At 56.9% G+C, this 26,260-nt stretch carries 28 protein-coding genes and 2 pseudogenes; 10 read left to right on the top strand and 20 right to left on the bottom strand.

Translation table 11 applies throughout. The features are described 5' to 3' along the window. Positions 1–102: 102 nt before the first annotated feature. The 7 genes from K5E80_RS11245 to K5E80_RS11215 form a co-directional block, all read right to left on the bottom strand. Entirely contained in the window at positions 103–588 is a 486-nt protein-coding gene (locus tag K5E80_RS11245) for a CinA family protein (RefSeq protein WP_220637309.1), read from the bottom strand. Next, positions 588–1,103 carry a phosphatidylglycerophosphatase A family protein gene (locus tag K5E80_RS11240; protein ID WP_220636239.1) on the bottom strand — a complete coding sequence of 172 codons (516 nt, stop codon included), beginning with the start codon at positions 1,101–1,103 and terminating at the stop codon, positions 588–590. The genes K5E80_RS11245 and K5E80_RS11240 overlap by 1 nt, the downstream gene beginning before the upstream one ends. After that, positions 1,100–2,092 carry a thiamine-phosphate kinase gene (thiL, locus tag K5E80_RS11235; RefSeq protein WP_220636238.1) on the bottom strand — a complete coding sequence of 331 codons (993 nt, stop codon included), beginning with the start codon at positions 2,090–2,092 and terminating at the stop codon, positions 1,100–1,102. The genes K5E80_RS11240 and thiL overlap by 4 nt, the downstream gene beginning before the upstream one ends. 15 nt (positions 2,093–2,107) lie before the next feature. Then, positions 2,108–2,542 carry a transcription antitermination factor NusB gene (gene nusB, locus K5E80_RS11230; RefSeq protein ID WP_220636237.1) on the bottom strand — a complete coding sequence of 145 codons (435 nt, stop codon included), beginning with the start codon at positions 2,540–2,542 and terminating at the stop codon, positions 2,108–2,110. Between the two features lie 84 nt (positions 2,543–2,626). Then, positions 2,627–3,100 carry a 6,7-dimethyl-8-ribityllumazine synthase gene (ribH, locus tag K5E80_RS11225; protein WP_220636236.1) on the bottom strand — a complete coding sequence of 158 codons (474 nt, stop codon included), beginning with the start codon at positions 3,098–3,100 and terminating at the stop codon, positions 2,627–2,629. A 46-nt stretch (positions 3,101–3,146) separates the two neighbouring features. Beyond that, on the bottom strand, positions 3,147–4,250 hold the full coding sequence (ribBA, locus tag K5E80_RS11220; protein ID WP_220636235.1) for a bifunctional 3,4-dihydroxy-2-butanone-4-phosphate synthase/GTP cyclohydrolase II: 1,104 nt from the start codon (positions 4,248–4,250) through the stop codon (positions 3,147–3,149). Between the two features lie 119 nt (positions 4,251–4,369). Then, positions 4,370–4,753: an endonuclease domain-containing protein gene (locus K5E80_RS11215; protein WP_220636234.1), complete on the bottom strand. Its 384-nt coding sequence runs from the start codon at positions 4,751–4,753 to the stop codon at positions 4,370–4,372. A 59-nt stretch (positions 4,754–4,812) separates the two neighbouring features. Between K5E80_RS11215 and K5E80_RS11210 the strand changes: the two genes are divergently transcribed. From K5E80_RS11210 to K5E80_RS11170, 9 genes are all read left to right on the top strand, one after another. Further along, positions 4,813–4,983, top strand: coding sequence for a hypothetical protein (locus K5E80_RS11210; RefSeq protein WP_220636233.1), 171 nt, complete (start codon positions 4,813–4,815; stop codon positions 4,981–4,983). Between the two features lie 122 nt (positions 4,984–5,105). Next, entirely contained in the window at positions 5,106–6,113 is a 1,008-nt protein-coding gene (gene galE / locus K5E80_RS11205) for a UDP-glucose 4-epimerase GalE (protein WP_220636232.1), read from the top strand. A gap of 111 nt (positions 6,114–6,224) precedes the next feature. After that, positions 6,225–6,476: a helix-turn-helix domain-containing protein gene (locus tag K5E80_RS11200; protein WP_220636231.1), complete on the top strand. Its 252-nt coding sequence runs from the start codon at positions 6,225–6,227 to the stop codon at positions 6,474–6,476. A gap of 41 nt (positions 6,477–6,517) precedes the next feature. Continuing rightward, positions 6,518–7,801, top strand: coding sequence for a type II toxin-antitoxin system HipA family toxin (locus K5E80_RS11195; protein ID WP_246590949.1), 1,284 nt, complete (start codon positions 6,518–6,520; stop codon positions 7,799–7,801). A gap of 107 nt (positions 7,802–7,908) precedes the next feature. Further along, on the top strand, positions 7,909–8,265 hold the full coding sequence (locus K5E80_RS11190) for a VanZ family protein (protein WP_220636229.1): 357 nt from the start codon (positions 7,909–7,911) through the stop codon (positions 8,263–8,265). A gap of 117 nt (positions 8,266–8,382) precedes the next feature. Then, positions 8,383–10,554, top strand: coding sequence for an undecaprenyl-phosphate galactose phosphotransferase WbaP (gene wbaP / locus K5E80_RS11185; RefSeq protein ID WP_220636228.1), 2,172 nt, complete (start codon positions 8,383–8,385; stop codon positions 10,552–10,554). A gap of 24 nt (positions 10,555–10,578) precedes the next feature. Further along, positions 10,579–11,412 (top strand): 6-hydroxymethylpterin diphosphokinase MptE-like protein, encoded by an 834-nt coding sequence (locus K5E80_RS11180; protein ID WP_220636227.1) that lies wholly within the window; start codon positions 10,579–10,581, stop codon positions 11,410–11,412. After that, complete coding sequence (locus tag K5E80_RS11175; RefSeq protein ID WP_220636226.1) at positions 11,409–12,245, top strand: glycosyltransferase; 837 nt, start codon at positions 11,409–11,411, stop codon at positions 12,243–12,245. The genes K5E80_RS11180 and K5E80_RS11175 overlap by 4 nt, the downstream gene beginning before the upstream one ends. Positions 12,246–12,251: 6 nt before the next feature. Beyond that, positions 12,252–13,067, top strand: a complete 816-nt coding sequence (locus tag K5E80_RS11170; RefSeq protein WP_220636225.1) for a glycoside hydrolase family 16 protein — start codon at positions 12,252–12,254, stop codon at positions 13,065–13,067. A gap of 135 nt (positions 13,068–13,202) precedes the next feature. Here K5E80_RS11170 and K5E80_RS11165 read toward each other — a convergent pair whose 3' ends face one another. The 10 genes from K5E80_RS11165 to K5E80_RS11120 all read right to left on the bottom strand — a co-directional run bounded on the left by K5E80_RS11165 (position 13,203) and on the right by K5E80_RS11120 (position 22,917). Further along, positions 13,203–14,078: a class I SAM-dependent methyltransferase gene (locus K5E80_RS11165; RefSeq protein WP_220636224.1), complete on the bottom strand. Its 876-nt coding sequence runs from the start codon at positions 14,076–14,078 to the stop codon at positions 13,203–13,205. Positions 14,079–14,091: 13 nt separating this feature from the next. After that, positions 14,092–15,285: an O-antigen ligase family protein gene (locus tag K5E80_RS11160; RefSeq protein WP_220636223.1), complete on the bottom strand. Its 1,194-nt coding sequence runs from the start codon at positions 15,283–15,285 to the stop codon at positions 14,092–14,094. Between the two features lie 103 nt (positions 15,286–15,388). Continuing rightward, positions 15,389–16,177 (bottom strand): hypothetical protein, encoded by a 789-nt coding sequence (locus K5E80_RS11155; protein ID WP_220636222.1) that lies wholly within the window; start codon positions 16,175–16,177, stop codon positions 15,389–15,391. Next, a complete protein-coding gene (locus K5E80_RS11150; protein ID WP_220636221.1) occupies positions 16,167–17,372 on the bottom strand; it encodes a hypothetical protein in 1,206 nt (401 codons plus the stop codon). The genes K5E80_RS11155 and K5E80_RS11150 overlap by 11 nt, the downstream gene beginning before the upstream one ends. A 93-nt stretch (positions 17,373–17,465) precedes the next feature. Beyond that, positions 17,466–18,221 (bottom strand): SDR family NAD(P)-dependent oxidoreductase, encoded by a 756-nt coding sequence (locus K5E80_RS11145; RefSeq protein WP_220636220.1) that lies wholly within the window; start codon positions 18,219–18,221, stop codon positions 17,466–17,468. Further along, positions 18,218–19,150: a phosphoglycerate dehydrogenase gene (locus K5E80_RS11140; RefSeq protein ID WP_220636219.1), complete on the bottom strand. Its 933-nt coding sequence runs from the start codon at positions 19,148–19,150 to the stop codon at positions 18,218–18,220. The genes K5E80_RS11145 and K5E80_RS11140 overlap by 4 nt, the downstream gene beginning before the upstream one ends. Next, positions 19,147–19,854, bottom strand: coding sequence for an acylneuraminate cytidylyltransferase family protein (locus K5E80_RS11135; RefSeq protein ID WP_220636218.1), 708 nt, complete (start codon positions 19,852–19,854; stop codon positions 19,147–19,149). The genes K5E80_RS11140 and K5E80_RS11135 overlap by 4 nt, the downstream gene beginning before the upstream one ends. 46 nt (positions 19,855–19,900) lie before the next feature. Next, the gene (locus tag K5E80_RS11130; protein ID WP_220636217.1) at positions 19,901–20,782 is read right to left on the bottom strand and encodes a glycosyltransferase family 2 protein; all 882 of its coding nucleotides are present in this window, start codon (positions 20,780–20,782) and stop codon (positions 19,901–19,903) included. Positions 20,783–20,793: 11 nt separating this feature from the next. Continuing rightward, on the bottom strand, positions 20,794–21,543 hold the full coding sequence (locus K5E80_RS11125; RefSeq protein WP_220636216.1) for an MBL fold metallo-hydrolase: 750 nt from the start codon (positions 21,541–21,543) through the stop codon (positions 20,794–20,796). Positions 21,544–21,714: 171 nt separating this feature from the next. Continuing rightward, positions 21,715–22,917, bottom strand: coding sequence for a Wzz/FepE/Etk N-terminal domain-containing protein (locus K5E80_RS11120; protein ID WP_220636215.1), 1,203 nt, complete (start codon positions 22,915–22,917; stop codon positions 21,715–21,717). 151 nt (positions 22,918–23,068) lie between these two features. Here K5E80_RS11120 and K5E80_RS11115 point away from each other — a divergent pair. Beyond that, positions 23,069–24,232, top strand: a pseudogene (locus K5E80_RS11115) (IS4 family transposase). A 296-nt stretch (positions 24,233–24,528) separates the two neighbouring features. Here K5E80_RS11115 and K5E80_RS11110 read toward each other — a convergent pair. The 3 genes and pseudogenes from K5E80_RS11110 to rfbA all read right to left on the bottom strand — a co-directional run. Next, positions 24,529–24,642: pseudogene (locus tag K5E80_RS11110) on the bottom strand (IS5/IS1182 family transposase); the annotation flags it as partial. A 138-nt stretch (positions 24,643–24,780) separates the two neighbouring features. After that, entirely contained in the window at positions 24,781–25,326 is a 546-nt protein-coding gene (gene rfbC / locus K5E80_RS11105) for a dTDP-4-dehydrorhamnose 3,5-epimerase (protein WP_220636214.1), read from the bottom strand. A 49-nt stretch (positions 25,327–25,375) separates the two neighbouring features. After that, positions 25,376–26,260 (bottom strand): glucose-1-phosphate thymidylyltransferase RfbA, encoded by an 885-nt coding sequence (rfbA, locus tag K5E80_RS11100; RefSeq protein WP_220636213.1) that lies wholly within the window; start codon positions 26,258–26,260, stop codon positions 25,376–25,378.

The following is a 26,260-nucleotide window of genomic DNA, read 5'->3' as shown; positions in this document are numbered from 1 at the left end:
TGGAATCCTTCCTGAAGGTTGGTGAAATTATGGCACAGATGTTGCCTAGCCAAGGTTACATAAGGGAGTGGCTCGCTACATGAGCCAGCGGACGAATCCGGGTTACACCTGTTCAAGCTGGCGCAGCAGGCCTTCGAGCGCAAACAGCACTGCCAGGCGACGGACACTCGTGCGATCGCCGGCAAAGTGGCGGGTAGCCGTTTGCGGTGTTCCATTCCTGCGGCACCAGCCGAAACAGACTGTGCCGACCGGCTTATCCACGCTGCCGCCGTCAGGCCCGGCAATGCCGGTCACGCTGAGCGCGACGCCGGCGGTGCTGTGCGCCAAGACGCCCAGTACCATTGCGGCGGCAGTGGCTTCGCTCACTGCGCCATGCGCTGTCAGCGTTGCCGCGGCGACATTGAGCAAGCGTGTTTTCGCCGCATTCGAATAAGTGACGAAGCCGCACTCGAACCAGCCCGAACTGCCGGCCGTTCGCGTCACTACTTCCGCGACCCAGCCGCCGGTGCAGGACTCGGCTGTCGCCAGCGTAAGGTTTGCCTTTTGCAGCGTTTTACCGACTTGCCGTGACAACGCATCAAGTTGCATCAAATACGACCCCACAGTTGTTGGGCCAGCAACAGCACCAGCACCGTATAACCTGCGGCGACAACATCGTCCATCATCACGCCCAAGCCATTCTTGACCTGTTTGTCGAACCAGTTGGCCGGAAACGGCTTGATGATGTCGAAAAAGCGAAAAGTCAGAAAAGCCAGCAATTGCCATTCAAGGGCAGACAATGAAAACCCCGCGGGCACAAACATCAGCACGGTCCAGAACGGCACGATCTCGTCCCAGACAATGGCGCCGTGATCGACGACGCCGAGGTGACGCCCGGTGATATTGCAGACGATGATGCCGAGGATGAACAACACAGCGAGGGCCTCGAAAATGATCGCGGCGCTGGGCAACAACAAAACGAACAGCGGAAAGGTGATCCAGGCGAACAGAGTGCCGGCAGTGCCCGAGGCAAACGGCGACAGGCCGCTGCCGCAGCCGCAGGCGATGAAATGCGCGGGGTGGGCAAACAGGAATTTCAGCGGCGGCGGGATGGATTTTTTCATTTGTGCCCAAGAAAATGGTCATAGCCAAGGCGGCCGACCGCCACCTTTTGTCCGTGGCTGTCGATCAGGCGAAGTTTATCTGTGCCCTTCTGTGCAATCGATCCTATGCGAGTAAGCGCTAACTGGAGAGAGCTGGCAAGCGATTCGATGCGGGGCCGAAACCCGGCCGCAGCAGTAAATGCCAATTCATAGTCATCGCCCCCGGCCAGTATGCAATCGCGCACCAGATCCTCGGGTACCCGACCGTCGGCGAGCAATGTCGGCAGACGATCCAACTGAATTTCCGCCGAGACATGCGAGGCGTCGAGGATATGGCCGAGATCGGCCAGCAATCCATCCGAAACGTCGATTGCGGCCGAAGCGACATTGCGCAAGGCGAGGCCAAGCGCTATCCGCGGTTGGGGGCGATGCAGAGCGGCGAGACATTCGTTCCTGGCCGCATCGTCGAGAACGCAGCGCCCCTGCAAATGCGCCAGCCCGAGCGCCGCGCGGCCGGGTTGGCCGGAGACCCAGACATCGTCGCCTACGCGGGCGCCGGAACGCAACAGCGCCTGTCCGGCAGGCGCTTCGCCGAGGATGGTGACGCAGAAATTCAGCGGCCCGCGCGTAGTATCGCCGCCGATCAGTTCGATGCCGAAGGCGTCGGCGCAGGCGAAAAAGCCACGCGCAAAGGCAGCGATCCATGCCTCGTCGGCCTCATTGGCAACCTTGGGCAGCGCCAGCGCCAGCAGCGTCCAGCGCGGCGTGGCGCCCATCGCGGCGAGGTCGGAGACATTCACGGCCAGGGTTTTCCAGCCCAACGCTTCGGGCTCGGCATCGGGCAGGAAATGCGTGCCGGCCACCAGCATGTCTGTGGACATCAGCAACTGCATGCCGGTTGCGGGTTCGATGATGGCGGCGTCGTCGCCGACGCCGAGCAGCGCACTGGGCGCAGTGCGCTTGAAGTAGCGCTCTATCAAATCAAACTCGGAAGGTGTCTCGGCGGGCATGAGACTGCCTTGCGTCTAGCGCGGCGCTGCTTCCGCGGACCGCAACGCCGGCGCCAGTTTGTCGAGCACCCCGTTCACGAACTTGTGTCCGTCGGTGCCGCCGAAGGTCTTGGCTAGTTCGATGGCTTCGTTGATAACCACGCGATACGGCGTCTCGATCCGCTCTTTCAGTTCGCAGGCGGCCAATAGCAGGATGCAGCGCTCGATCGGCGATATTTCGCCCCACGGCCGCGATATATGCGGCTGCAACAGATCGCGCAAGGTATTTGCGTTAGTCATGACATCGTCGAGCAGGGTCTGGTAGAGCTCAAGGTCGGCTTTGTCGAAACCGGCCACGCTTTCAGCTTGTACCCGGATCGCCGCCACGTCCTGCCCGCCGACCTGCCATTGATAAAGCCCTTGCACGACAAATTCGCGCGCCCGATGGCGTGGCGATTTCACGGCCGCCATGTCACCGTCCTTTTTCGCGAAGCGATTCGTTAGTCACCTCCCTCGCGTGGCGAGGGAGGTTGGGAGGGAGTGCCGTCATTTGTGTCACCGGCGAATCTCCCTCTGGAGATTCGCCATTTCGACTGCGGCTTGCGCCGCCTCGGCGCCTTTTTCCGCCATGCGCGCCAGGGCCTGGTCGTCGTTCTCAGTGGTTAGCACGGCATTGGCTATCGGCACGCCGGTCGCCAGTTGCACATCGGTAATGCCGCGTGCGGACTCGTTGGAGACGATCTCGAAGTGATAGGTTTCACCGCGGATCACGCAGCCCAGCGCCACCAGTGCGTCGTACTTGCCGCTCTGCGCCATGGTTTGCAGGGCGAGTGGAATCTCCAGCGCACCGGGCACAGTGACCAGCCGGATGTTGTCGGTGGCGACGCCAAGGCGCAGCAGTTCGGCGCAACAGCCCGAGAGCAGGCCCTCGCCGATGTCTTCGTTGAAACGGCTCATGACGAGGCCGATGCGCATGCCCGTGGCGGCGAGACTGGGTTCGATTTCGGGAATTTGCCTGTCGCGTGCCATGTCCGTCCTCCTGCTGGCCCTCTGCGAGTTTGATGGGCGTTTCATATCAATCCTTTGCTTCGTCGGGCGAAATGTAGCCGCAGACTTCCAGGCCGAAACCGCTCATGCTCGGCATTCTGCGCTGCGACGACATGAGCAGCATCTTGCTGACGCCAAGGTCGCGCAGGATCTGTGCGCCGATGCCGTGATTACGCGGATCCCAGGCGAGCGCTGGACGTTTGCCATCGGGAGCGTCGAGTGCGGCAAGCATATCCTGCCCCATTTGCGGGCTGTGCAGCAGCACCAGTACACCGAGGCCGCGCCGGGCAATGGTTTTGAGCGCGCGATCAATGCTGAAACTGGGATGCCGTCCCGGATAATCGACAAAATCGAGAATCGACATCTGCTCATGGACGCGCACCGGCGTCTCAGTCTCGGCGCTGATGGCACCTTGCGACAGCGCCACATGCACCTGGCCGTTGGTCTTGTCCACATAGGCGCGCAAATGAAACTGGCCGTGCGCGGTGCTGACTTCCTTTTCCGCGACGCATTCGACCAGCTTGTCATAATTGGCGCGATAGTGAATCAGGTCGCGGATGGTGCCGACCTTGAGCTGGTGCTCGCGCGCGAATTCGAGCAGGTCGGGCAGGCGCGCCATGGTGCCGTCATCCTTGAGGATTTCGCAAATCACGGCGGCCGGCGTGAGGCGTGCCAGTTGGGCCAGATCGCAGCCGGCTTCAGTGTGACCGGCGCGCACCAGCACGCCACCTTTCTGCGCTTCGAGCGGGAAAATGTGGCCTGGCTGCACCAGATCGCTGGGCTTGGCGTCGCGCGCCACGGCAGCCCGGACGGTGCGCGAGCGGTCGTGGGCCGAGATGCCGGTGGTTACGCCTTCCGCCGCCTCGATGGAGACTGTGAAGGCGGTGCGATGCTGCGACTGGTTATCGCTCACCATCGGCGGCAGGTTCAACTGGCGGCAGCGTTCCTGCGTCAGCGTCAGACAGATCAGACCGCGGCCGTATTTGGCCATGAAGTTGATCGCTTCCGGCGTGACATGCTCGGCCGCCAGCACCAGATCGCCTTCGTTTTCGCGATCTTCGTCATCGACAAGGATGACCATGCGCCCGGCGCGGATGTCGGCAATGATATCGGTAGTGGAACTGACGCTCATGGTGGGAAAAATGTTGCAAGGAGGAGGCGCGCATTTTACGCGGGATTGGGCATCCTCTCTATTTATCGGCCTGTCCTGGTTGCCAAACGAAAGTGGTCGACGCTCCAACCCCCTCCCCTTCAAGGGGAGGGCAGGGGTGGGGATGGGTCCGATTCGCCCAATTTCCGCCAAATGGCTTCAACGACGGCATCGGTTTGCTCCAGAACATCGTTGTTCCAGAAGCGCAATACACGAAATCCCGCTGACATCAGCCGACAATCCCGAACGCGATCCCGCGCACTATCCAGGTGCTGGCCACCATCGAGCTCAACGATCAGGCGCTTTTCAAGACTCACAAAATCGAGCACATAGCCATCGAATGGATGTTGCCGGCGGAACTTGACGCCAGCGAGTTGGCCGCCCCGCAAGCGTTGCCACAGACGTCTTTCGGCGTCGGTTGCATTCTTTCTCAGGTCGCGCCGAAACTCTCTGTCGTCAATGGAACGGTGAGCCTGGCCTTTCATGTCTTCATGCTACCCCATCCCCACCCTGACCCTCCCCTTGAAGGGGAGGGAAGCATCCAGTGGAAATCAAATCATCAGCCACTGTTACTGAAGATATGTTCAAGGGGCTACGCAAGTGGCTTAATGTTGCGGGTGATGCCGCCATATTGCCACGCCTGGTCTGTGCGGCACCTGAAAGCTATACGCGTGCAGGCATTGATGTGCGCCGCTGGCAGGAAACGGCGAAATAGCTTGCCACCCGCCTGATTGCGCGTCCTTGCGACTTGAACCTTGAATCTTGCATCTTTGACCCATTGGCCAAATGGGCGATAATCGCTCCTCAGTTTTGGCACTTCCACAAAGAACAAACTCAATGATATTGGTCACCGGCGGTACCGGCTATATCGGTTCGCACACCTGCGTTGCACTGGCAAAGGCGGGGCACGAACTGCTGATCCTCGACAACCTCTGCAACAGCCAAGCAGATGTGGTGGACCGGCTGGAAACTCTCTGCGGCAAGCGCCCCGCTTTCATCCAGGGCGATGTGCGCGATAGTCAGTTGCTCGGCGATCTGTTTGACCGCCACCCCATCAGTGCCGTAATGCATTTTGCCGGCCTCAAGGCCGTGGGCGAATCGGTAGCAAAACCGCTCGAGTATTACGACAACAATGTCCATGGCACGCTGCAACTGCTGGCCGCCATGCGCAGGGCACAGGTCAAGACCTTTGTCTTTTCGTCGTCGGCCACTGTCTATGGCGACCCGGCCAGCGTGCCGATCCGCGAAGATTTCCCGCGCTCGGCGACCAACCCCTACGGCCGTAGCAAGCTCATCATCGAAGATATCCTGGCCGATCTGCATCGCGCCGAGCCAGACTGGCGTATGGCGCGGCTGCGCTACTTCAACCCCGTCGGCGCCCATGAATCCGGACTGATTGGCGAAGATCCGCAAGGCATCCCCAATAACCTGATGCCTTTCGTCGCCCAGGTCGCCGTCGGCAAGCGTGAATTCCTCAACGTCTGGGGCAATGACTACCCCACTCCAGATGGCACCGGCATACGCGATTACATCCACGTCGTGGATCTGGCGGAAGGCCATGTCGCCGCGCTCGACTACCTCAAGCGGAAGGGTGGGTTGCTTACCGTCAATCTGGGGACCGGCCGGGGCTATTCAGTGCTGGACATGGTCAAGGCCTTTGAAATAGCCAGCGGCCGCTCAATTCCCTACCAGATCGCCTCCCGCCGCGCCGGCGATATCGCCCAGTGCTGGGCCGACCCAAGCCTGGCGCGGGAGATGCTGAACTGGAAAGCAGAACGCGGGCTGGATCAAATGTGTGCCGATGTGTGGCGGTGGCAGCAGGGTTCCCGCTCGGCGCATCCCTGAGTCTCTTTCCCCGATTTCCACCCAATCCTCGGAATCAACCCTATAGGGTATCTATTGAGTATATCCCTTACAGGGTATATAGTGCGGATATGCCTTACAGGGGGGTATTCAATGGAAACCGTCGCCAGGACACCGCAGCAGCTTTCGCAGATTCTGCGCGCCCAACGCAAACGCAAGAGCATCACGCAGAGCGGCGCCGGCGCCAGCGTCGGGCTGCTGCCGAAGACCATTTCCGCACTCGAAACCCGGCCCGAAGGCAGTTCCATTGAAAGCCTGTTCCGGATGTTGTCGGCACTGAATCTTGAACTGGTCATCCGGGAAAAATCGCCGGCGGGATGCGGCCAAGCCGGATCGGAGTGGTAATAGTGGGGCGGCGTTCAAAGACCCAAGCCCTGGGTGTCTGGATGAATGGCGAGTTGGTCGGGCGCTGGTCGGTCGATGCCCAAGGCGTTCACCACTTCCAGTATGACGACTCCTGGATCGGGTCACCCCTGGGCCGGCCTATTTCCCTGTCAATGGCGCTTACGAACCGCAAATATAGCGGCCCCGTGGTCAAGCACTACTTTGACAACCTGCTTCCCGACAACCAGAAAATTCGCGAGAGGATTCAACAACGCTTCGGTGCCAAGTCTCAAACATCTTTTGACCTGCTGGCGGGAATCGGTCGTGATTGCGTTGGCGCGCTTCAACTCCTGCCGGACGGCGACTCTCCCGGAGACTTCCGGCGCATCGAAGGCGAAGCGTTGAGCGAAGCGCAAATCGAAGGCATCCTGACCCATATTCCAGTGTTTGGCCGGTACCAGGATGACGATGAGTTCCGCATCTCCCTTGCCGGCGCTCAGGAGAAAACCGCGCTCTTGCTCCATGCCGGCGCGTGGAAGAAACCTTTGGGCGCAACGCCAACCACGCATATCCTGAAACTGCCCATTGGCCATCATGGCCATGGCGGAATCGATCTCACGACTTCGGTGGAAAACGAATGGCTGTGCGCGCAAATATTGAAGGCCTACGGCGTACCGGTGGCCGATTGCTGGCCGGCGAAGTTTGGACAACAAGCCGTCCTTGTGGTGGAGCGCTTCGATCGCCGGATTTCCGCGGATGGCAAATGGCTGATACGGCTGCCGCAGGAGGATATGTGCCAGGCCAAGGGCGTTTCCGCAGCGGCAAAGTACGAAAATGAAGGCGGGCCAGGCATTGAATCGATCATGAATCTGCTGTTGGGTTCCAGCGACGCAGAGTTGGATCGCCAGGACTTCTTCCGTACTCAGGTAATTTTCTGGTTGCTCTGCGCGATAGACGGGCATGCAAAGAACTTCAGCATTTTCATCGAACCGCGTGGCGGATTCCGGCTGACGCCGAGGTATGACGTAATGTCGGCCTACCCGGTCGTTGGCAATGCCCCCCAACGCATTCCGGAAAAGAAGCTCAAGATGGCCATGGCATTGCATGGAAAAAATGCGCATTACAAGTGGAGCGAAATCAAGCGGCGCCACTTTAATGACCTTGCAAAACATTGCGGATTCGAGGCGCCGGGGAAGCGCATCGTCCGCGAGTTGGTCGAGAGAACCCCGGCGATTGTCGAGGCCGTTTCCGCCGGGCTTCCGCAAGGATTTCCTGCAACCGTCGCCGATCCGATCCTTGTCGGCCTGAAAGCAACAGCGCTTCGGTTGGCGAGGGAAACTGAATGATGAAAGCCGCCTGCTCCTGCTGGGCTTGATCGGAGTGAGAGACCAGGGTCGTGGCGATTCAGTTCTACCCTCCGTCATAATGTAAAATCATCGCCATGAATGCAGCAATGCACCCTCTCATCAACTCACTGGCGCGCGCGGCGGCCGTCTTGCTCACGCTCGGCCTCTTCACGATCGGCAGCATCCCCAACGTCGGCCATGCCTTTCCCGGCGTATTGCATTGGGTGGCGCACCTTGCCGTCTACGCGATGATCGGCCTTACCTCCTCGCTCGGTTGGCCCCGGCAACCGGCGCTCCTCATTGCGGTGCTGATCGCGCTCATCGGCTTCGCCCATGAAGCCACCGAAATCGTCACGCATGGACATGTCTTTGAAACCGCGGATGCGATCGTCAACGCCATTGGTACCATCATCGGCGTGGCGATTCAGCGCATAACGCAACGAACACTACGGCTTCGCCCATGAAGCCACCGAAATCGTCACGCATGACCATGTCTTTGAAACCGCGGATGCGATCGTCAACGCCATTGGTACCATCATCGGCGTGGCGATTTAGCGCATAACGCAACGAACACTACTCCAATGAGCAAGGAAATCAGCACTGCCGCTCTCGGCAGCAATCACATCGCCTCGGCGCAACAACATACCACTCAACCCAAAATGTTTCCCCGCCGCTCGCTTATCGTCCTTGTTGTTCTCGTCCTCATCGCCATCGGCTTGATCGTCCTGCCTCAGCCAACGCTCTATTACCCCCATGTCGTCATGGAAGCCGGCGGCGGCATGCGGCTCGACTTCCTGCTCAACGGCCGGCAGGACAAGGCGGCCTGCGAAAACACAGCCGCTTCCGTGGTCAACGCCATCACTACCAGTTGTCATTTATGCCGCACCGACATCCAGGCCTGCATCGAAAATCCAACCGCCGAACTGCGTCAACGCTTCGATGAAACCCCGCTCTCCGTTGCCTCCGCGCGTATCGCCAATGGGGTCATTCTCTACACTGCTCCGCACGCGGACGCCGCGCTCCTTGCCTGCCGGGAAAGCGAACATCAGGCTACACTCAGAGGCGACCGAGCCAAAGTCGCCTGTTATCCCGCCGGCGCGGCACGACCCCATACGGCTTTCGAGGTACGGCAAAAGGAAGCAGCGGATAACACCTTCACTTCCTTAATGGACCTTGTCGGCAGTCTGATTGCCGCCTTGACCCTGGCCATTGTCGCCACCTACATACGCCACCGGCGTTATCTTGCCAATCCCGCCATAGGCCCCGCCGGTATCCTTATCCTGCCGACCTATCCATGGCTTCAAAAGTTCACCCTGGCCAGTGTCGATGTCCTCATCCTGCTCGGCACCTTCATCGCCATTTCCTGGCCGGCGAGCGACGATTTCTATAGCTGGAGCCGGCTTGACCGTGACGCCGTCATCAGCCAGGCCGTGGTTATTGTCATCACCATCGGCTGGTTCTGGCTGCTGCTGGAGCACTATGCCCGACGCCGCCCCTTCTGGGACGAACTGCGCGCAATCATTCGCGTGCTGGCCATGATGTTCATGGTTTCCAGCGCCGTTGCCTTTGTCGCCGACCTGGAAACCGGCCGCACCAGCCATCTGATTGCCTGGGGGCTCAACTTTATCCTGATCCCGCTTGGACGCTACGGTGCGAGACACCTGCTCGACGACCTCGGCCTCTGGCAGCTCCCTGCGGTCATCGTCGGCACCGGCGAAAACGCCCGCGCCGCCTTGCTCGCCATCAATAGCGAGCGCGAAATGGGCTATCGCATACTCGGTTTTATCAGAGTCGATACTAACTCGTCATCCCAAGGGAGCCCTCTTCGCTCATTGCCAGGGGACGCAACCGACGGAGCCATCCACACTAGCCTCACCATCGGCCAGGAAACATTCCCCATCCTTGATCAATCACAGCCATTGGATCTAGTGCTCCAAAACCTTGACAATCCCAGGGTCATCGTCGCATTCGACTCGCTTATCGATCCGGAAAACCAAACCATTATCCAGAGCCTCCTCTCTACCCACGCCAACATTCACATCATCCCGGCATTGCGTGGTCTGCCCCTCTTCGGTACCCAGGTTTCACATTTTTTCAGCCATGAGGTGCTGTTTCTCACGGTACGCAACAATCTTTCGCGTCGCGGGTATGTCTGGATCAAGAGGTCATTCGATTTGGTGGTGGCCAGTTTGCTACTGATTTTGTTGTCACCATTCTTACTTGCACTGGCCATCCTGATCCGACGCGAAGGGGGTACAGCAATCTATGGACACACTCGCATTGGACGAGGCGGTAAGCCTTTCAAGTGCCTCAAGTTCCGGTCCATGCGGCCGGATGCGGACAAAATTCTCAAGCAACTGCTCGAGAACGACCCCGCTGCAAAAGCTGAATGGGAAAAGGACTTCAAGCTCAGGAACGACCCGCGCATTACTCCCGTGGGCCATTTTCTGCGCAAGACCAGCCTAGACGAACTCCCCCAGCTCATCAATGTCGTCAGAGGCGAAATGAGCCTTGTCGGCCCGCGGCCCATCGTCACAGCCGAGCTGGAGCGCTATGAAGACAGCGTAGACCTCTACCTCCAGGTGCGCCCGGGGGTCACCGGACTATGGCAGATCAGCGGCAGAAACGAAACCAGCTACGCCCAGCGCGTAAGCCTCGATGCATGGTATGTGCGGAACTGGTCACTCTGGTATGACATAGCCATTCTATTCAAGACGATAAATGTGGTATTCAATAGGCATGGGGCTTATTGACTTGTTTTTGGACTGGAAATCAGCATGGAAACTCGGGTGAAGAATCTGGCGAAGCAGGCGTTGCATGCCATGGGCAATACCTATCTGGAGGAACCCTTCTCGGTTCTTGCGTCTTCCTCCAGCGCCCTGCGGCGCTTTCATAATGCGCATCGTGGCGAACGGTGCTTCATCATCGGAAACGGCCCCTCCATAAACCAGATGGATTTCGGCCTACTGGAAAACGAATACACCTTTGCCGTTAACGGCATCTTTTACAAGACAAAAGAGAACGGTTTCCGGCCCTTCTATTACGTCGTGGAGGACTACCACGTCGTTCGTGACAACGCGCCAAGCATCCGCGACTACGAACCAAGGCAAGGCGGGGCCAAATTCCTGCCGGCACGCTTCAGGCACCAATTCCTCCGTTCCCAGGGCGATACCTACTTTCTCAACATGAACCGTGGTTTCTACGAACCCCGTTCCGCCTATTACGAAACTCCCCGATTCTCTGTCGATGCCGCGCACAACGTATATTGCGGGCAATCCGTCACAATCGTAAATCTGCAACTGGCCTATTACATGGGGTTCTCTGAGGTGTACCTGATTGGAATGGATTTTTCTTATCAGATACCCACCACGGCGATCAAAGAAGGCGACGTCATTGAGTCGACCGAAGATGATGTGAACCACTTTCATCCAGACTATTTTGGCAAGGGGAAAAAGTGGCACGACCCGAAACTGCACAATGTGCTCAAGAGCTATCAACTCTGCAAGCTGATGTTTGAACTGGATGATCGCAAGGTCTTTAACGCCACCCTCGGCGGGAAACTGGAGGTTTTCCCCCGCGCTGATTTTTCCAGCCTGTTCGCGAGAGAATGATGGCGCCTGCCCCCTTGTCGGTCCTGATGGCCGTCTATCGCAACGATAACTTGCAGTATCTGCGGGACTCTTTTGATTCCGTAGCCGTCCAGATACCCGCGCCGGAGCAAATTGTCATCGTCCGCGACGGACCGGTTCCATCAGAGATACAGCACTTTCTTGATGAATTGCAGGCATCGCGGCCGCATCTGGTGACCCTCGTGCAACTGCCACAGAACAGAGGTCTGGCCGAAGCCCTGAACGAAGGGCTGAAAGCGTGCCGAAACGATCTCGTTGCCAGGCAGGACGCCGACGATGTCAGCCTGCCCGGCCGGTTCGCGGTGCAGTTGCGGAGCTTCCACCAGGACCCCGGATTGGCCCTGGTAAGTTCTTGGTATGAGCAATACGATGAGAAACTTTCCCGGAAAGAATCCGTCAGGCGAGTGCCTGAATGTCATCAGCACATCGCGAAGTATGCCCGCTATCGCACGCCCTTCAACCATGCCGCCGCTGTTTTCAGGAAGTCGCTGGTCGAAAAGGTGGGCGGGTATCCCCAGATAAACGGCCTATGTGAAGATTGGTGGCTCGCGCTTCGCCTTTTGAAGGACAACCAGCGCCTGCATAACGTCCAGAGTTCCCTCGTCAAGGTCAGGGGAGGAGGCAACTTTTACGGCCGCAGGCGAGGATGGGCCTACATCGCGCAGGAATACAGAAATCTTGTTGGCCTGCGCAGAGAGCGTCTCTTGACTTTCAGGGATACTATGGCGAATCTGCTTATCCGCCTGCCCATAAGGCTGTTGCCCGTTTCGCTGCTGCGCATCGTTTATCTGGGCCTGCTTCGCTCATGGAGGTAACGAGAAATGACGGCCATTCTGTTTTCCCTGCTCATGTTGCTGCTGCCTGCCACTGTTCATGCCGCCGATTGGGAGTTGGCATGGTCGGACGAATTTAATTACAGCGGACTTCCGGATGAAAGCAAGTGGGGCTACGAGGGTGGATTCACCCGAAATGAAGAGGCACAGTGGTACTCCATTCGCCGGAAGGAAAATGCCAGGGTGGAAAACGGCCTGCTGATCCTCGAAGCCCGAAAGGAACAAATCCCGAATCCGGGTTACAAGTCGACGGCAACCAACTGGCGGCAGAGCAGGCCGTACGCGCAATACACCTCGGCGAGCTTGATCACCAAGAACAAGGCCAGTTGGGCCTATGGCCGCATTGAAGTCCGCGCCAAACTCCCCAAAGGGAAGGGCCTATGGCCAGCAATCTGGACTATTGGCGCCAATATAGATCAGGAGAAGTATCCAAAATGTGGCGAGATCGACATCATGGAATATTACGGGAAGATTCCAGATCAGATATTTGCCAACCTTCACTTCGACAAGAATGGAGCGCGCACCTCGTCCTCGGGGAAAATGGCGCTAGATAACGCCAGCGGGAGCTTTCATGTATTTGCCATAGAATGGGATCATGACCGGATTGATTTCTTTGTGGATCAGGTGAAATATCATTCCTTTGCCGTGTCATCTGCCGACTCTGGAGACTACAACGCATTCCGCAACGAGCACTACTTGCTGATAAATCTGGCAATGGGAGGCGCTTCGGGCGGGTCCATTGATGATTCGATATTGCCCGCGCAATTTTTGATCGACTACGTTCGAGTGTACCGTCACAAGTAGCGCTATAAACTATGGCCAAAAATCCCCCTCAATATGTGGCCCGACGCGTATTCTCGGCCATGACTAAATAGCGTCTGCGCGACGTGCATCCTTGCCATATTGGCAAGGATGCGACAAATCCATCAAAGCCGCAGCTTACCCAGTTGCGTTACCTGAACTTTCCTTATCATAGAAAGTAATCCTAGGCTGTGGCTTTTTCCATAGCTCAATCATGTCCTTGCAGCTTATCAGATCCTCAAAAACGCCAGTCCTGTAAGGGTGATTCGTCAATGGAAAATTGGCAAACGATTTTTTCTCCGCAGAGGCGCTTTTGTTTTTGCGGATTAAAACAAGAAAGTGCGGGACAGGGTCTTCCGGGTCATTCGATATCTCCAAAATCTCGTATGGCGCTTCACTAAGGCATCGATCTAAAGCTTCGGCCGTGATCTTTGCGCCAGTACGGCGAGAGCCAGTAGCTTGCGTGTGATGAACCTGAAAGGTGAAGAGATATAAACCACCATCCTTCAGAACTCGCAAGACTTCCTTGACGTAACCACCGATTACATCGAAATCCGGAATATGTTGAATGACACCAGTGCACAGAACATACTCAATCGATTCATCAGCAAACGATCCAAGTGTGTGACCATCGTTTGCGTAAAATGAAATATTTGGCGCTGACGAGCAATATTTTCGGGCTGCCCGAAGGATCTGCTTGGAGATGTCGACTGCATGGACATGCTGAAAACGGCATGCAAGTGGCAGCGTATATCTGCCCATACCACAGCCCAACTCGAGAATCTCGCTGTGCCCAAGCGGCGTGCCGCCGTGTTCTTCGAATCTGCGCATCATCACATTAAGCAAACGAAGTCCGTAGATGTGAAATTCACGACTATTCCCACTATTCCTTTTCTCCAAAGTTATCGCTAGCTTCGGATTAATGAGTGCCACCCATCCCAGAAGCCCTCCCCAATACTGACCCTTCAAATACTTCGTTCTGCGATTACGGCTCGCTTGATCAACTCCATGCATTGTGTATTCCCTTTTATATGACATTACGGACCCCATTGCCCACGCGTAGTGGAAGCGGATGCAACAACCTCCACGCGGACATAAGCAAAAACAGATAGAAAAAAACCAGGTTGTTTTGATTCAACGTTAGGTCTACTCCCCCGGCCAAGATTGAATAGAAGAAGAAACCTAACACCAACGGCCAAGCGATGTAATCACCCCTTTGCGGGGCTTGCAGAAGGGTGTGCATTCGATGGAAGGCCACTCCCATCACGGAAAGCAAACCGATTAGTCCGAAATCGAGTACCACCTGAAGTGCCGAGCTATGAACATTCATTTTTTCAGGATCAATCCCGCGGAGGTGCTCAAATAACTGTGAATACCCCTGCGAAGCCCCCGACGGCACTTGGCCTTGGTAGCCCCAGCCAAAAATCCACTCCAGAGCACTAAAGGTCCTTGCCCGGTCCCAGACCGCTTCCCAAATAACATCGCGCCCCGACAACAGCCCGCCGCTAGCACGGACAAGAGCCGCATAATCACCCAAAATCCAATTGATCGTATTGAATATCATGAGGGTAACCAGGGGATAAGCGATCACTACAAGCGTTATTAATAGGGTGGGAAAGTAGCGAATGCGCCGGATCAGATACGCCAAGGCAAGGATCAGCAGCGTTAAGAAGGTGAAGCCTAGGGCGCCTCTACTATCAGAAAGCAAGAGGCTTAGCGCGCACATCATGAGCAATGCGAAGTTGAAAAAACTGCGCTTGAGGAAAAAAAATATAAAACTTGATACGCTGGCAAGGCCTGCGACCACACCAAAACCATTAACCCCCAGAGAAAAGGGAAAGAAAACCCGCTGCACATTCAGGCCGAGCAAGCCCAAAATAGACGCTGCGCCTGTTTCATCACCATAGGGATTTTCTGGCAGAGGGACACCGATGAGCCAGCCGATGAGATTCAACGCGACGTAAACCTGCACGCCGCGCCAGCAAGCATGCGCTGGAATATGCAGCCTTCTCCATGAAGGAAAGCCAAGCAACAAGATGACCCAGATTAATGTCAGCGCAAGCATCTTTATTGGCTCAAAGTTGCCGTCGATCACTGCGCGCAAATAGGCAATCGTTACCAGCAGAAGAATCAATACCGGCAAGATTGCGGATTTATTCAAGCGATAAAAGAAACCCGGTCTAAAAATGGTAGGGACGCTGAGGGTGAGGCAATAGGCCATAAGAACGGGTACACCAAAGGCCGCTCGAATTCCCCCCAAGGACATCATAACCAACGCCCAGGGAAGCATCAGAACCGAAGTGTATGCGATTAACCTGGCCACACTAGGTAACCTTTCCCTGATCGACACATTGAGAAATTGACCGCGCCAAGTACTGGAATCCGGCTTGGGTAAAATGAATATTGTCTATCGTATCCTCAATGATCTGCGTTCGTTCCCAACTTCTCAACCCGATTTTCGTACCTTTGAAGAGCCGGTCTATGATTTCCTGATACTCAAGAATTGAATTCATGTTCTTGGGTCGCTCCCGGCGATAATTTCCCACCCAGTCAGCCAGAACTGGATTTACTCCGATCCAGATCACTGGCTTAGGCAATGAATCAATTGCCGGAAGGATATGCTTTTTCAGCACTTCAATTCCATACAGACTCGCCGTCTGTTCTCCTTCATACTCTTCTTCATACAATCTGGGGGGAAAATCCCTGAGCGCCTCCTTGCCGAACAGGGATTCGATGCGTCTGGCTTTAGCCCCGAGAATTTCCTTTGCCTGGTTGAGCGGCCGCGGCGAAAAATCGACGATTCCCGCATGGAGGATGATGAAGTCAACCTCGCACAAATCGAGTTTCCGGACGTCATAAAGAAAATCAATGAGCGTGGTGGGGCTGTAGCGGCTAATGGAATACTCGGTGCGATATCGGGTTGCAAGATCGTGCACATAGGACCGGATCGGGTTTTTCTTGCAATACCAGAGGTCCGCCCTGAATCCCCGGGAATCGGTGAATACATAAAGCCGTGCGGTGCCCTTCCTCTTTAGTCGCGCCAATGCACGGTAATAGGCATCCGCAAGCAGGCGAACGCCGCCGTAGACCGGATGCAGCCATTTAGTTGCCATGCAACTGCCTCCATCTGAATAAAACTACTGTAGCGACCAGCGCATTCGACACCACCAGGCCCGCGGCAAAAAGAATTGAAAGCCCCGTTGCCTTCGCCAGCAGCAGTCCGCTCAGGGCCAGAAACAAATAGCCCACGTAGCCGCCGCGAACGGAATAGTCCTTCATGCTCAACAGCAGCTGCGACATCAGGGTCGCGACGCGTTCCAGCAGCCATCCGACCGAGATCAGCAGCAGCAGTATTCCACCTTCGATCCGGAGTCCCGCCGGCATCCAGAGGTTCCAGAATGGCGATGCCACGTTGAGGGTGGCAAACAAGACAAGACAGATCAACAAAGATTGCCGGTAGTTCGTTCTGAACAGCGAAAGCGCTTCTTCGTGAAGCTGGCCAGCCAGCCGCATGGTGATCTCCGGCATCCTCACTATCAACGGCAGGGAAGCCATTTCACAGATCAATGCACCGATCCTGTAACTCAGGAGGTAGGCGGCCTCCAACTGATTGCCCGTGGCCGCATTGAGGGCCAGCAATCCCAGGTTGACGGACAGACTGCCGCCGAACGCGATAAACGCACTTTGAACCAATCCCGAGTATTCGAATGCCGACCTGGCCGGAATCTTGTTTTCCTGAAGGAAGCGGAGAGACTGGGCCTGTCGCGCCCGGATACCTTTGACCGCCAATCCGAGCATGGATCCCACAATGTGGACCATGACGAACCATTCATAGTTTTGCGCCCACATGCTGGCAATGATGACCAGAAATGCCAGCACGCCCTGCAACTGAACTTCGAGCTTCTGAAGATTGAAGGGGCTCAGGTGCGCGCGCGCGCGACTTTCATTTGTTTTGAAATAGGCAAATCCGCCCAGCAACACGGTCATTGGAAGCCGCATCTCGCCCGACAACGCGAAATAGGCTGCCAGGGTACAGCCCATTGCCAAGACAAGGTAAACCCCGCGCTGGTGGGAATAACATTTTCTTAGCTGGTCCGCGTCAGTTCCAGCACGCAGGAATTCCCGCATGAAGTATTGGGACAACAATCCGTCAACCGCGTTTATCGCCGCCGTCAGCGTGATGTAGAGAATCCACGCCTTGACGTTACCGGAGCCGTAACAGTACTGGACGACGACCACCAGCCCCAGGCCCAGCAGGATGCGCAGGATGAGATTGGCCCAGCCAAAAAGATTGGTCTTGTTGAACATCGCGGTCAACGGCGCTCGATGTTTTGCGGAAGAAAGCCGTCCGGGTCCGTGGTTCGAGACAACTTTGCTCAAGGCCGGCCGAGGGGAAGGCGATCAGACGGGATCATGCAAGCGCGCGCGCATTCCGCCATCCAGCCCGAATTCCGCGCCATTGATGAATTTCGCATCGTCCGACGCAAGAAAAAGAGCCAGGGCCGCCACCTCGCCCGGCTCGCCGAGTCGGCCCACGGGATGCATGCCGGCGAGGTCTGCCAGCGCGGCCTTTTTACCTTCGAAGCCCGCGAGCAGCATGGGGGTGGCGATGGCCGCCGGACAGATGGCATTGATGCGGATGCGCCGGCCCAGTTCCACCGCGAGGCTGCGGGTGAGGCCGCCCAGGGCGCTCTTGCTGGTTGCATAGGCGGTAAATTCGGGTTTCGTCAATGCGGCATGAATGCTGCCGATGTTGATGACGCTGCCGTTCGCTGCCTCCAGTTCCGGCAGAAAGGCCTGTGTCAGCAAGAAAGGCGCGACAAGATTGATGTTGAGGGTACGCGACCAATCTTCGACCGTGAGCCGTTCAACCGGCTTGACGACCTGGAGGGCGGCATTGTTGATGAGCACGCCAAGCGGGCGCGCCTCCAAAGCGTGACGTATCCGGGCCATCGCCGCGACCCGTGCTTTCTCGTCGGTGCAGAATTGATCCAGATCCACAGGCACGTAGGCATGACTCGCCGTCGCCTCTTCGGGTAACGCCTGATCGGTGCCGACCACGTAATACCCGGCCTCGGCGAAAGCACGGCAAAGAGCGGCACCGATCCCGCCGGCCGAGCCGGTGATGATGGCCGCGCGACCGCGTGCTTTTTTCATTGGATGCCGAGAAAGCCGAACAGCTTGCCGATGGCAATCTCGCTGGTGCGCCGCACCGCATCGGCGGTATTCGAGGCGTTATGCGATCCGAAAACGCAATGCGGGTGCTGGCGCAAGGGCGAGCCGGCTGGCAGGGGCTCGGTCTCGAAGACGTCGAGGGCCGCCGAATGGGCGTGCCCTGATTCCAGGGCGGCGATCAGCGCGGTTTCGTCGATGATCGGACCGCGGGCGACATTGACGATTCGCACGCCGGGCTTCGCCATGGCGAGCGTGTCCGCGTTGATCATATGATGACTGGAGGGTGTCAGCGCGCACGTCACGACGATGTAATCCGCCTCTGTCAGCCGCTGGGGCCACTGCGCGAACTCGACGGCGGCCATCGCCGGCAATCGGGACGCCGCCGGATCATGGGCGATCACTTTCATGTCCGCCGCCAATAGGCGTTTGGCCGTATTCCTGCCGATGTCGCCGTAGCCGATGAGTGCCACCGTCTTTCCGGCAAGTGAGATGCCCCGGGGCTTGGGCCAGTTGCCTGCCCGCACGCCACGGTCGATCTGGAACGTCTCCCTCGCCAGGGCGATGACGTAGCCAACCGCAACGTCCGCGACCTCGGCGCCGAACATATCGGGAGTATTGGTGATGGGAATGTCAAGATCCTTGCAGGCGGCGAAATCGACATTATCGACTCCGATTCCCCATTTGACGGCGGCCTTGAGCTTGCCCGCCTTCCCGGCGGTGAATACTTCGCGGCTGGCGGGATCGTCTCCGATGATCCAGCCATCGTGTCGCGGCACCAGTTCCTTGAGCTCCGCCACGGACAAGGTCTGCACTACCTTGGGGGCCGTCAGTCCGATGCCTTTGGCATCAAAGCTGGGGCGGAACGACTCGATCATGCCGAGCATGGGGGGGCAGGTGACCAGCACTTTCATGCGGCGTTTCCTTTCGTTTCCCGCAGGTAGCGAGCAGCTACCACGGCGAGGTCCCAGTCGTCCTGGTCGTCTATGTCGATGGATTCAAAGCGCGGGCCTTCGAACATCATCGGCCTTTTCCCGATCCGTGCGCCCGTGGCGGCAAAGCTGCCGCGCGTGAAGATGTACAGATTGGAGTTTTCCTCAAACCATGGCTCCAGGTCCTGGGTGCGTATGAGATTGTCGGGATCATGGTTCACGGGGCTGCAATCCGCGCGATAGAAACGCGTTTGTATCTTGTCGACAGTGAACAGCGAATCGGCGCGGCCATCTTTTTTCGCCTGTTCGAAGGTCTCGATCGCGCGGCGGATGGTGTCGGCGCTCATCAGCGGGTTGGTGGTATGGGTCATCAGGTAGGTATCGGCGGCAATGTTGGCGACGTCATCGGCAAGCACTTTGTTCATGCTGACCAGGTCGCCGCAGATTTCAGGCTTGCGGTCGCGGATCAGGACGCGATCCGTGTCGGTCAGTCCATTCTCGGCAAGAATGTGCCGGGCATCGGTATTGATGACGATCCGGTCGATTTCGTCCACTTCGAGCAGGGTATCAAGAATCCAGCGGAACAGCGGCTTTCCGTTGAAGTCGCGGAAGTTCTTGCCTTTGACCCGCTCGCTATTGGCTTTCATGGGTAGCAGAGTGACGATTTTGCTGGTTTTGCTGCTCATTTCAATCCTTGATGGAATGTTGGAATCGGTTTGACTTCATGTTGAATCAGCGGGGATAGAAGTAACGCTCCTTGCGCTGCCGGGATATTTTCCGGTGATAGTGGTTGCCCCGGTACGAGCCCCAGTATTGGGAGATCCGGTACATGACGATCTCGGGCGCGTATTTTATGAATTGCCCGCTTTGTATTGCCTCGCCGCAGTCATGGAAAATGGACGTGCATGTGTAGCGCAGAAAGTCGGAGAACGACAAGTGCACTTCTGGCATGATGTATTGTAGGGCGATTGCTTCCCGCTCGAAGCGGTTTTTGATGCGGCTCCAGGTTTCGTCGTGCAGGTGCTGAACGACCGCGTCGGCAACGTAACCGATAGCCATGCCCTTGCTTGTGAGCTGCTTGGCGAAGTGCATGTCCTCCAGTCCGGTCAGGCTTTCGTCGAACGGGTTCTGCTGCCACACGCTTCGCAGTATTGCCGAATTGGCGTTGTTGCAGAAAAACCCTTCCTGTGGCACCTGGCTTGCCGGCGGGAAATATTTCTCGAAAATCCGGCACTCGCTGAAACGGCTGGTGCCATTGCCGATCTGCCGGCCATAAACGAGAACCACCCTGCCATCCGCGAGCGGGGCAACGATATTGGCAAGCCAGTTGTCGTTTGCGGGTATGCAGTGGCCGCTGACGATAACCAGCGCGTCTCCTGATGCGGAGGCGCAGCCCAGATTGAGGGAGCGGCCGAACGAGAAGTCTTCCTTGCGAATATGTTCAATGTTGCAATCGTAATGTTTTGCAATGTCCAGCGTTTGGTCCGTGGACCCTGAATCGACGACAACCACCTCGCTTTCCACGCCGGGGGAGACCTGCGACCGGATTCCCTTGAGCAGATCGGGAAGATGGCGCGCTTCGTTGTAGGTACGGATGATGATGCTGGCTTTCATTGGCTACGACTTCATATCTGGGTGGGATTGAGCAGCATGCGAAACGGCGGCTGCGCCAGGCGGAAATAAGTTTCTATTTCTTCCCGATAAACGCTATTGGGAACAAACATATCCCAATGCATCGGGACAAGAGTGGCGACCTGAATATTCTCGGCAAATTGAAATGCTTCGCGAACGGACATGTTGCCGATAATTCCACGAGCTTCGCGGTAGTAATTGCACTCGTTGACCGGAAGGATGGCCACGTCAATCGGTTTGAAAGCGCTTACCGCCTCTATGACTGAAGTGTTGAGTGAGGTATCGCCGGAATGGTAAATACGCTTGCCACGGTATTCGATGAGGTATCCGACGTAACGCGAACTGCCCTGCGGATCAACCTCGATTTCCGGGTGTGCGGCAGGTAACGGATGAACCCGGAGGTCATTGCCCAGCGAAAACCAGCCGTGCTCGGCACGGACAAACCTTGTTGTCTCGATGCCCTGAGCTGCGAGGACATCGCCGACATCCTGCGGGCCCATGAAATGGCATTGACATGATGCGCAGGATAGTGGCACCAGGGTCTTGACGTCGCAATGGTCCATGTGCGCATGGGTAATTAATACCCAGTCAGCATCATCAACCATTCGTGGCGTCTTCCAGACCGGCACCTGACGCCGGAATTCCGGACCGTCGGTCTCTTCAACGCTATTGGGGGTCCACGTACAGGGTAACCATGCCGCACTGAAAGCGAAATCCTGCCTGTCCCAAGGGGATGACGGCAATGGGATTGTCTGGCGTCGTGGCGTGCATCAGCGGGTCTCGTCCTTGCGTGGTCTAACAGCCGGTCTTGCTGCGTTAATTAATGAGCCCGTTCCCTTTCCGCGGAACGGTTCACGAACCGCGCGTGGCTCTGGCCGGAACGAAACAGGTGATTCACAATGACGGGAACCGGGCTAGCGCTTGCGCCATGACAAATAGCGCCGGAACGTATCCAGCCGCTCGGCGTTTTGAGGATTCCGGCGTTCCATTTCCAAGCTTTCCTTGATAAAAACCCACAATACCGCCGCCACCCCGGCCACCAAGGTGGAAAGCAAGATAATAAGAATGCGTTTGCGCCAGGATTGCCTGTCCGGCACTATCGCCTTATCGACAACTTGAACCAGCGCCGGGTCCTTGGCTTCGTCGATCCTGGCCATCTCCAGTTGCTGGGCGAGGAGTTCATATACCGATTCATAATATTTTACGTCGCGCAGCAGGCCGAGATTCTTCATGCCTTGCGTGGTTGGCGGCTTATCGGCGGATGCGGCGTCCCCCGTGCCTTCCATGCGCGCGAGTTCGTGCTTCAGGGCGGCCACCTCCTGCTGCACCGCGAGCAATTGCGGGTTCTGGCTGGTGGCGAAACTGCGCATAGCGCCGATCTCCACTTCCTTGACGGCCACTTGGGCGCGCAGGCGCGCCGTCGTTTCAACCAGGGCGCGTCCCTGCGTGTCCACCTTGACCAGACCTCCTTCGCTGATGGCCGCGCGCGCCGAGGTTTCCACCTTGACGAGATTGTCGCGCGCCTGTTCCAGTTGTTTTTCGAAGAACAGGCGGCGCTGCGCCGCTTCGGTCACGGCCAGGGTCTTGGTCAGGGCGAATAATTCATCCACATAGGCATTGGCCATGTCGGCCGCCCGCTTCGCATCCTCATCATCGACATCGATGCTGATGATGCCGTCCTTGCCGGCGGTAATCGTGGTTTTGTCATCGAGTCTCTCGCGGGTCTTGCTCTGATAATCCTGTTCGTAGACGGCATTGAGGTCAAACCGCTTGATCAGGTTGTCCGCGACGGTCCGGCTGTTCAGCATGCCCACATAAAGATCCGCCGGGTTCTTGAGGCCCGACGCAACCCCCGCCAGACCCGCCAACCCGCCCAACTGGGCCAGCATGGCCGATGCAGCGGACTGGCCCTGCTGGGGCGGGAGAATTTTCGTCGTCGCCGTATAGACATTGGGCAATGCCAGCGCTAACGCCGTGGCCAGGATTGCCACGGCCAGTGGAAAGCCCAGCACTAGTTTCTTGCGCTTTGCCAGCACGATGCCCAGATCAAGCAGGGAAATCTCGTCTTCGCGTTCCATGTGGTCGGCAATTGCCTGGGTATTTTCAGTCGTTCCCATATTTTCTCAGTACAGTAGTGTCCCAACGTTTTCACGCCGGAGTCATGTAACAAGTTGAAGAAAAGAGGATATTCCGTGTTCGAAACTGGTTTCGATTTGAACGGCGCTCGTAGCATTCCAGGTTCTTCCAGCCGGACTGCGGGCGTCGCCAATGAACACGGGCAAACTTGTCTTTGCGCAGGTCATGACGCATCTGCCGCTGACCACTTTTCGTCGCTGTGTCGCCCGCTACGACGGAGAATACAAGGTCAAGTATTTCACCTGCCTCGACCAGCACCTGTGCTTGGCTTTCGCACAATTGACCTACGGGGAGAGCCTGCGCGACATCGAAGTCTGCCTGCGCAGCCAAGCAGGCAAGCTCTATCACATGGGGTTTCGCAGCACCGTGGCGCGGGACACACTGGCCAACGCCAATGTCGTGCGCGACTGGTGCATCCAGGCCGGTTTTGCCCAGAGCCTGATCGGTATTGTCAGGAAGCTCTATATCGACGAACCCTTCGGCGTCGATCTGTCCAATACAGTTTATGCGCTGGATGCCACGACCATCGCCCTTTGCCTGTCGGTGTTCCCCTGGGCGCCGTTTCGTTCCACCAAGACGGCGGTAAAAATGCATACGCTGCTCGACCTGCGCGGCAACATCCCGAGCTTCATCCACATCAGCGAAGGCAAGTGGCACGAGATCAATATCTTCGACATGCTGGTGCCCGAGGCGGGCGCCGTCTACGTCATGGATCGAGGCTATATTGACTTCGAGCAGTTGCACCGGCTGCACCAGGCCGGCAGCTTCTACGTCATCCGTGCCAAGTCGAACCTGCGCTTCCGGCGGCGCTATTCCATGGAATTGGATCGGGCCGTCGGCATCATCTGCGATCAGATCGGTACGCTTACCAGCTTTTACTCGACCAAGGACTAACCGGCGCCGTTGCGTCGAACCCGCATCATGAACGACACCGACAAGACGCTGGTCTTCTTGACCAACAATACCGACTTGCCGGCGCGAACCATCGCCGAGCTTTATCGCTGCCGCTGTCAGGTCGAGTTGTTCTTCAAGTGGATCAAGCAGCATCTGCGTATCAAGTCCTTCTTCGGTACCTCGGAGAACGCGGTCAAGTCCCAGATTTGGAACGCCGTGTCCGTCTATGTGCTCGTCGCCATCCTCAAGAAGCGGTTGAATCTCTCCGCTTCGCTCTACGAAATCCTACAAATCCTGAGCCTCACCATGTTCGAGAGAACCCCCCTGGATCAGCTACTTGCTCGCATTCCGCCTGCATCAGATCAACCGGAAAATCCCAACCAGTTGATCCTGTTCAATTAACGCCGGGACACTACTGATGTTGAGTATTTTCCTAATTTTTCTTGCATATAGCGATAAGCGACTTCTGACTTTGAAAGAAAATCTTGAAATCGCATTGGGTTGACTCACTGCTTCAACCATTTCCGTACTCCTATATCCTGAGCAAATAAGTTTGACCTTATAGGCAACAATAGTAAATTGTATCCTCATTCGTACTGGCAGTGCATCGGTGATCCCTAGCCGCCTTCGGTGACGCGTTTATCAATGGCACTCGTTGCTGTTTGCGTCTTCCGCCGCACCTCGACCAAGATTGGATCCAAGGTGCCATCGACGGAGAAGTGCTCCTTCGAGAGCAACCCCTTCTTGTCAGCCAAGGCCATCACCTCGGCGAAGAAGGATTCGACCACTTCGCGGGCAAGCAGCTGGTCGCGGTGTCGGCGCGCGTTCGAAGCGTCACCCAACAACGTCTCTACCTCTGTTGGCCTGCAATATCTGGGGTCGACACGAACAACAACGCGAGAAGAGGACTGAGATCCAGTACTGAGGGCCCGTGGGATGACATTTCAAGCCTATTCATAGCAATCCGCATCGGCCAAGTGCTTCCCCTCCGCATCTTTTTTGGCGAGGGTTGGCGGAGTTGTTAATGGCCACGCAATAGCTAAAACCGGGTCATTCCACAGCAGGCAACGTTCAAATTCTGGATACCAGTAGTCGGTGGTCTTATAGAGGAACTCTGCTGTTTCCGATGTTACGCTGAAGCCATGCGCGAACCCCGGTGGTATCCAGGCCATGCGCTTGCTCTTTGCCGAAAGTGTAAAGCCCACCCATTTACCGAAGGTGGGCGAGGCTTTGCGCAGATCTACGGCGACATCAAAGACCTCGCCTGCAATGACCCGGACCAGCTTGCCTTGCGGATACTGGATTTGATAGTGCAGCCCACGCAGCACGTTCTTGGCTGATTTCGAATGGTTGTCCTGCACGAACTGGACATCGAGGCCGGTGGTTTTCTGAAAATCTCTGGCGTTGAAGCTCTCGTAGAAGAAGCCGCGCTCATCGCCGAAAACTTTTGGTTCGATGATGAGGACGTCGGGAATGGCGGTGGGGATGACTTTCATAATTCAAGATACAAGATGCAGAGCGCGAGGTTCAAAAGGCAAGGGGCGCCTACCTTTCCTTGAGCAGGCCATGGAGGTACTGGCCATAGCCGTTCTTGGCCAGGGGTTGCGCCAGGTTTTCCAATTGAGTGTCATCGATCCACTTTTGCCGCCAGGCGATTTCTTCGGGGCAGGACACTTTGAGTCCCTGGCGACGCTCGATAGTTTCAATGAAGTGGCTGGCTTCGAGCATCGACTCGTGGGTGCCGGTATCCAGCCAGGCATAGCCGCGGCCCATGGTCTGGACACTCAGTAGACCACGCTCCAGATAGAGGCGGTTGAGGTCGGTTATTTCAAGTTCGCCGCGGGCGGAGGGCTTGAGGGACTTGGCCAGTTCGACGACGTGTTGATCGTAGAAATACAAGCCGGTAACGGCATAGTGGGATTTTGGCGCCTGGGGTTTCTCTTCCAGGCTCACGGCCTTGCCTTGGGCATCGAATTCGACCACGCCATAGCGTTCGGGGTCATTGACGCGGTAGGCGAAGACGGTGGCGCCGCTTTGTCTTTGGGTCGCTTCTTGCAGCAGGCCATTGAAGTCGTGACCGTAGAAAATATTGTCGCCGAGCACCAGCGTGCAGCAGTCGTTGCCGATGAACTGCTCACCGATGAGGAAGGCTTGGGCGAGGCCATCGGGCGAAGGTTGAACAGCATATTTAAGGTAGAGGCCCCACTGGCTGCCATTGCCCAGAAGCTGCTCGAAACGCGGTGTGTCCTGCGGAGTAGAAATGATGAGGATGTCGCGTATGCCCGCCAGCATGAGAGTGCTGAGAGGGTAATAGATCATCGGCTTGTCGAAGATTGGCAGCAGTTGCTTGGACACAACTTGCGTCGCGGGATAAAGCCGGGTGCCGGAGCCGCCAGCCAGGATAATGCCTTTACGGTTGACTTTTGGCAT

Origin of the sequence: Georgfuchsia toluolica (genome assembly GCF_907163265.1) — a bacterium.
In the GTDB taxonomy this organism is placed as follows: Bacteria; Pseudomonadota; Gammaproteobacteria; order Burkholderiales; family Rhodocyclaceae; genus Georgfuchsia; species Georgfuchsia toluolica.
Note: the sequence above shows the minus strand (reverse complement) of the source record. Positions and strands in the feature narration are given on the sequence as shown.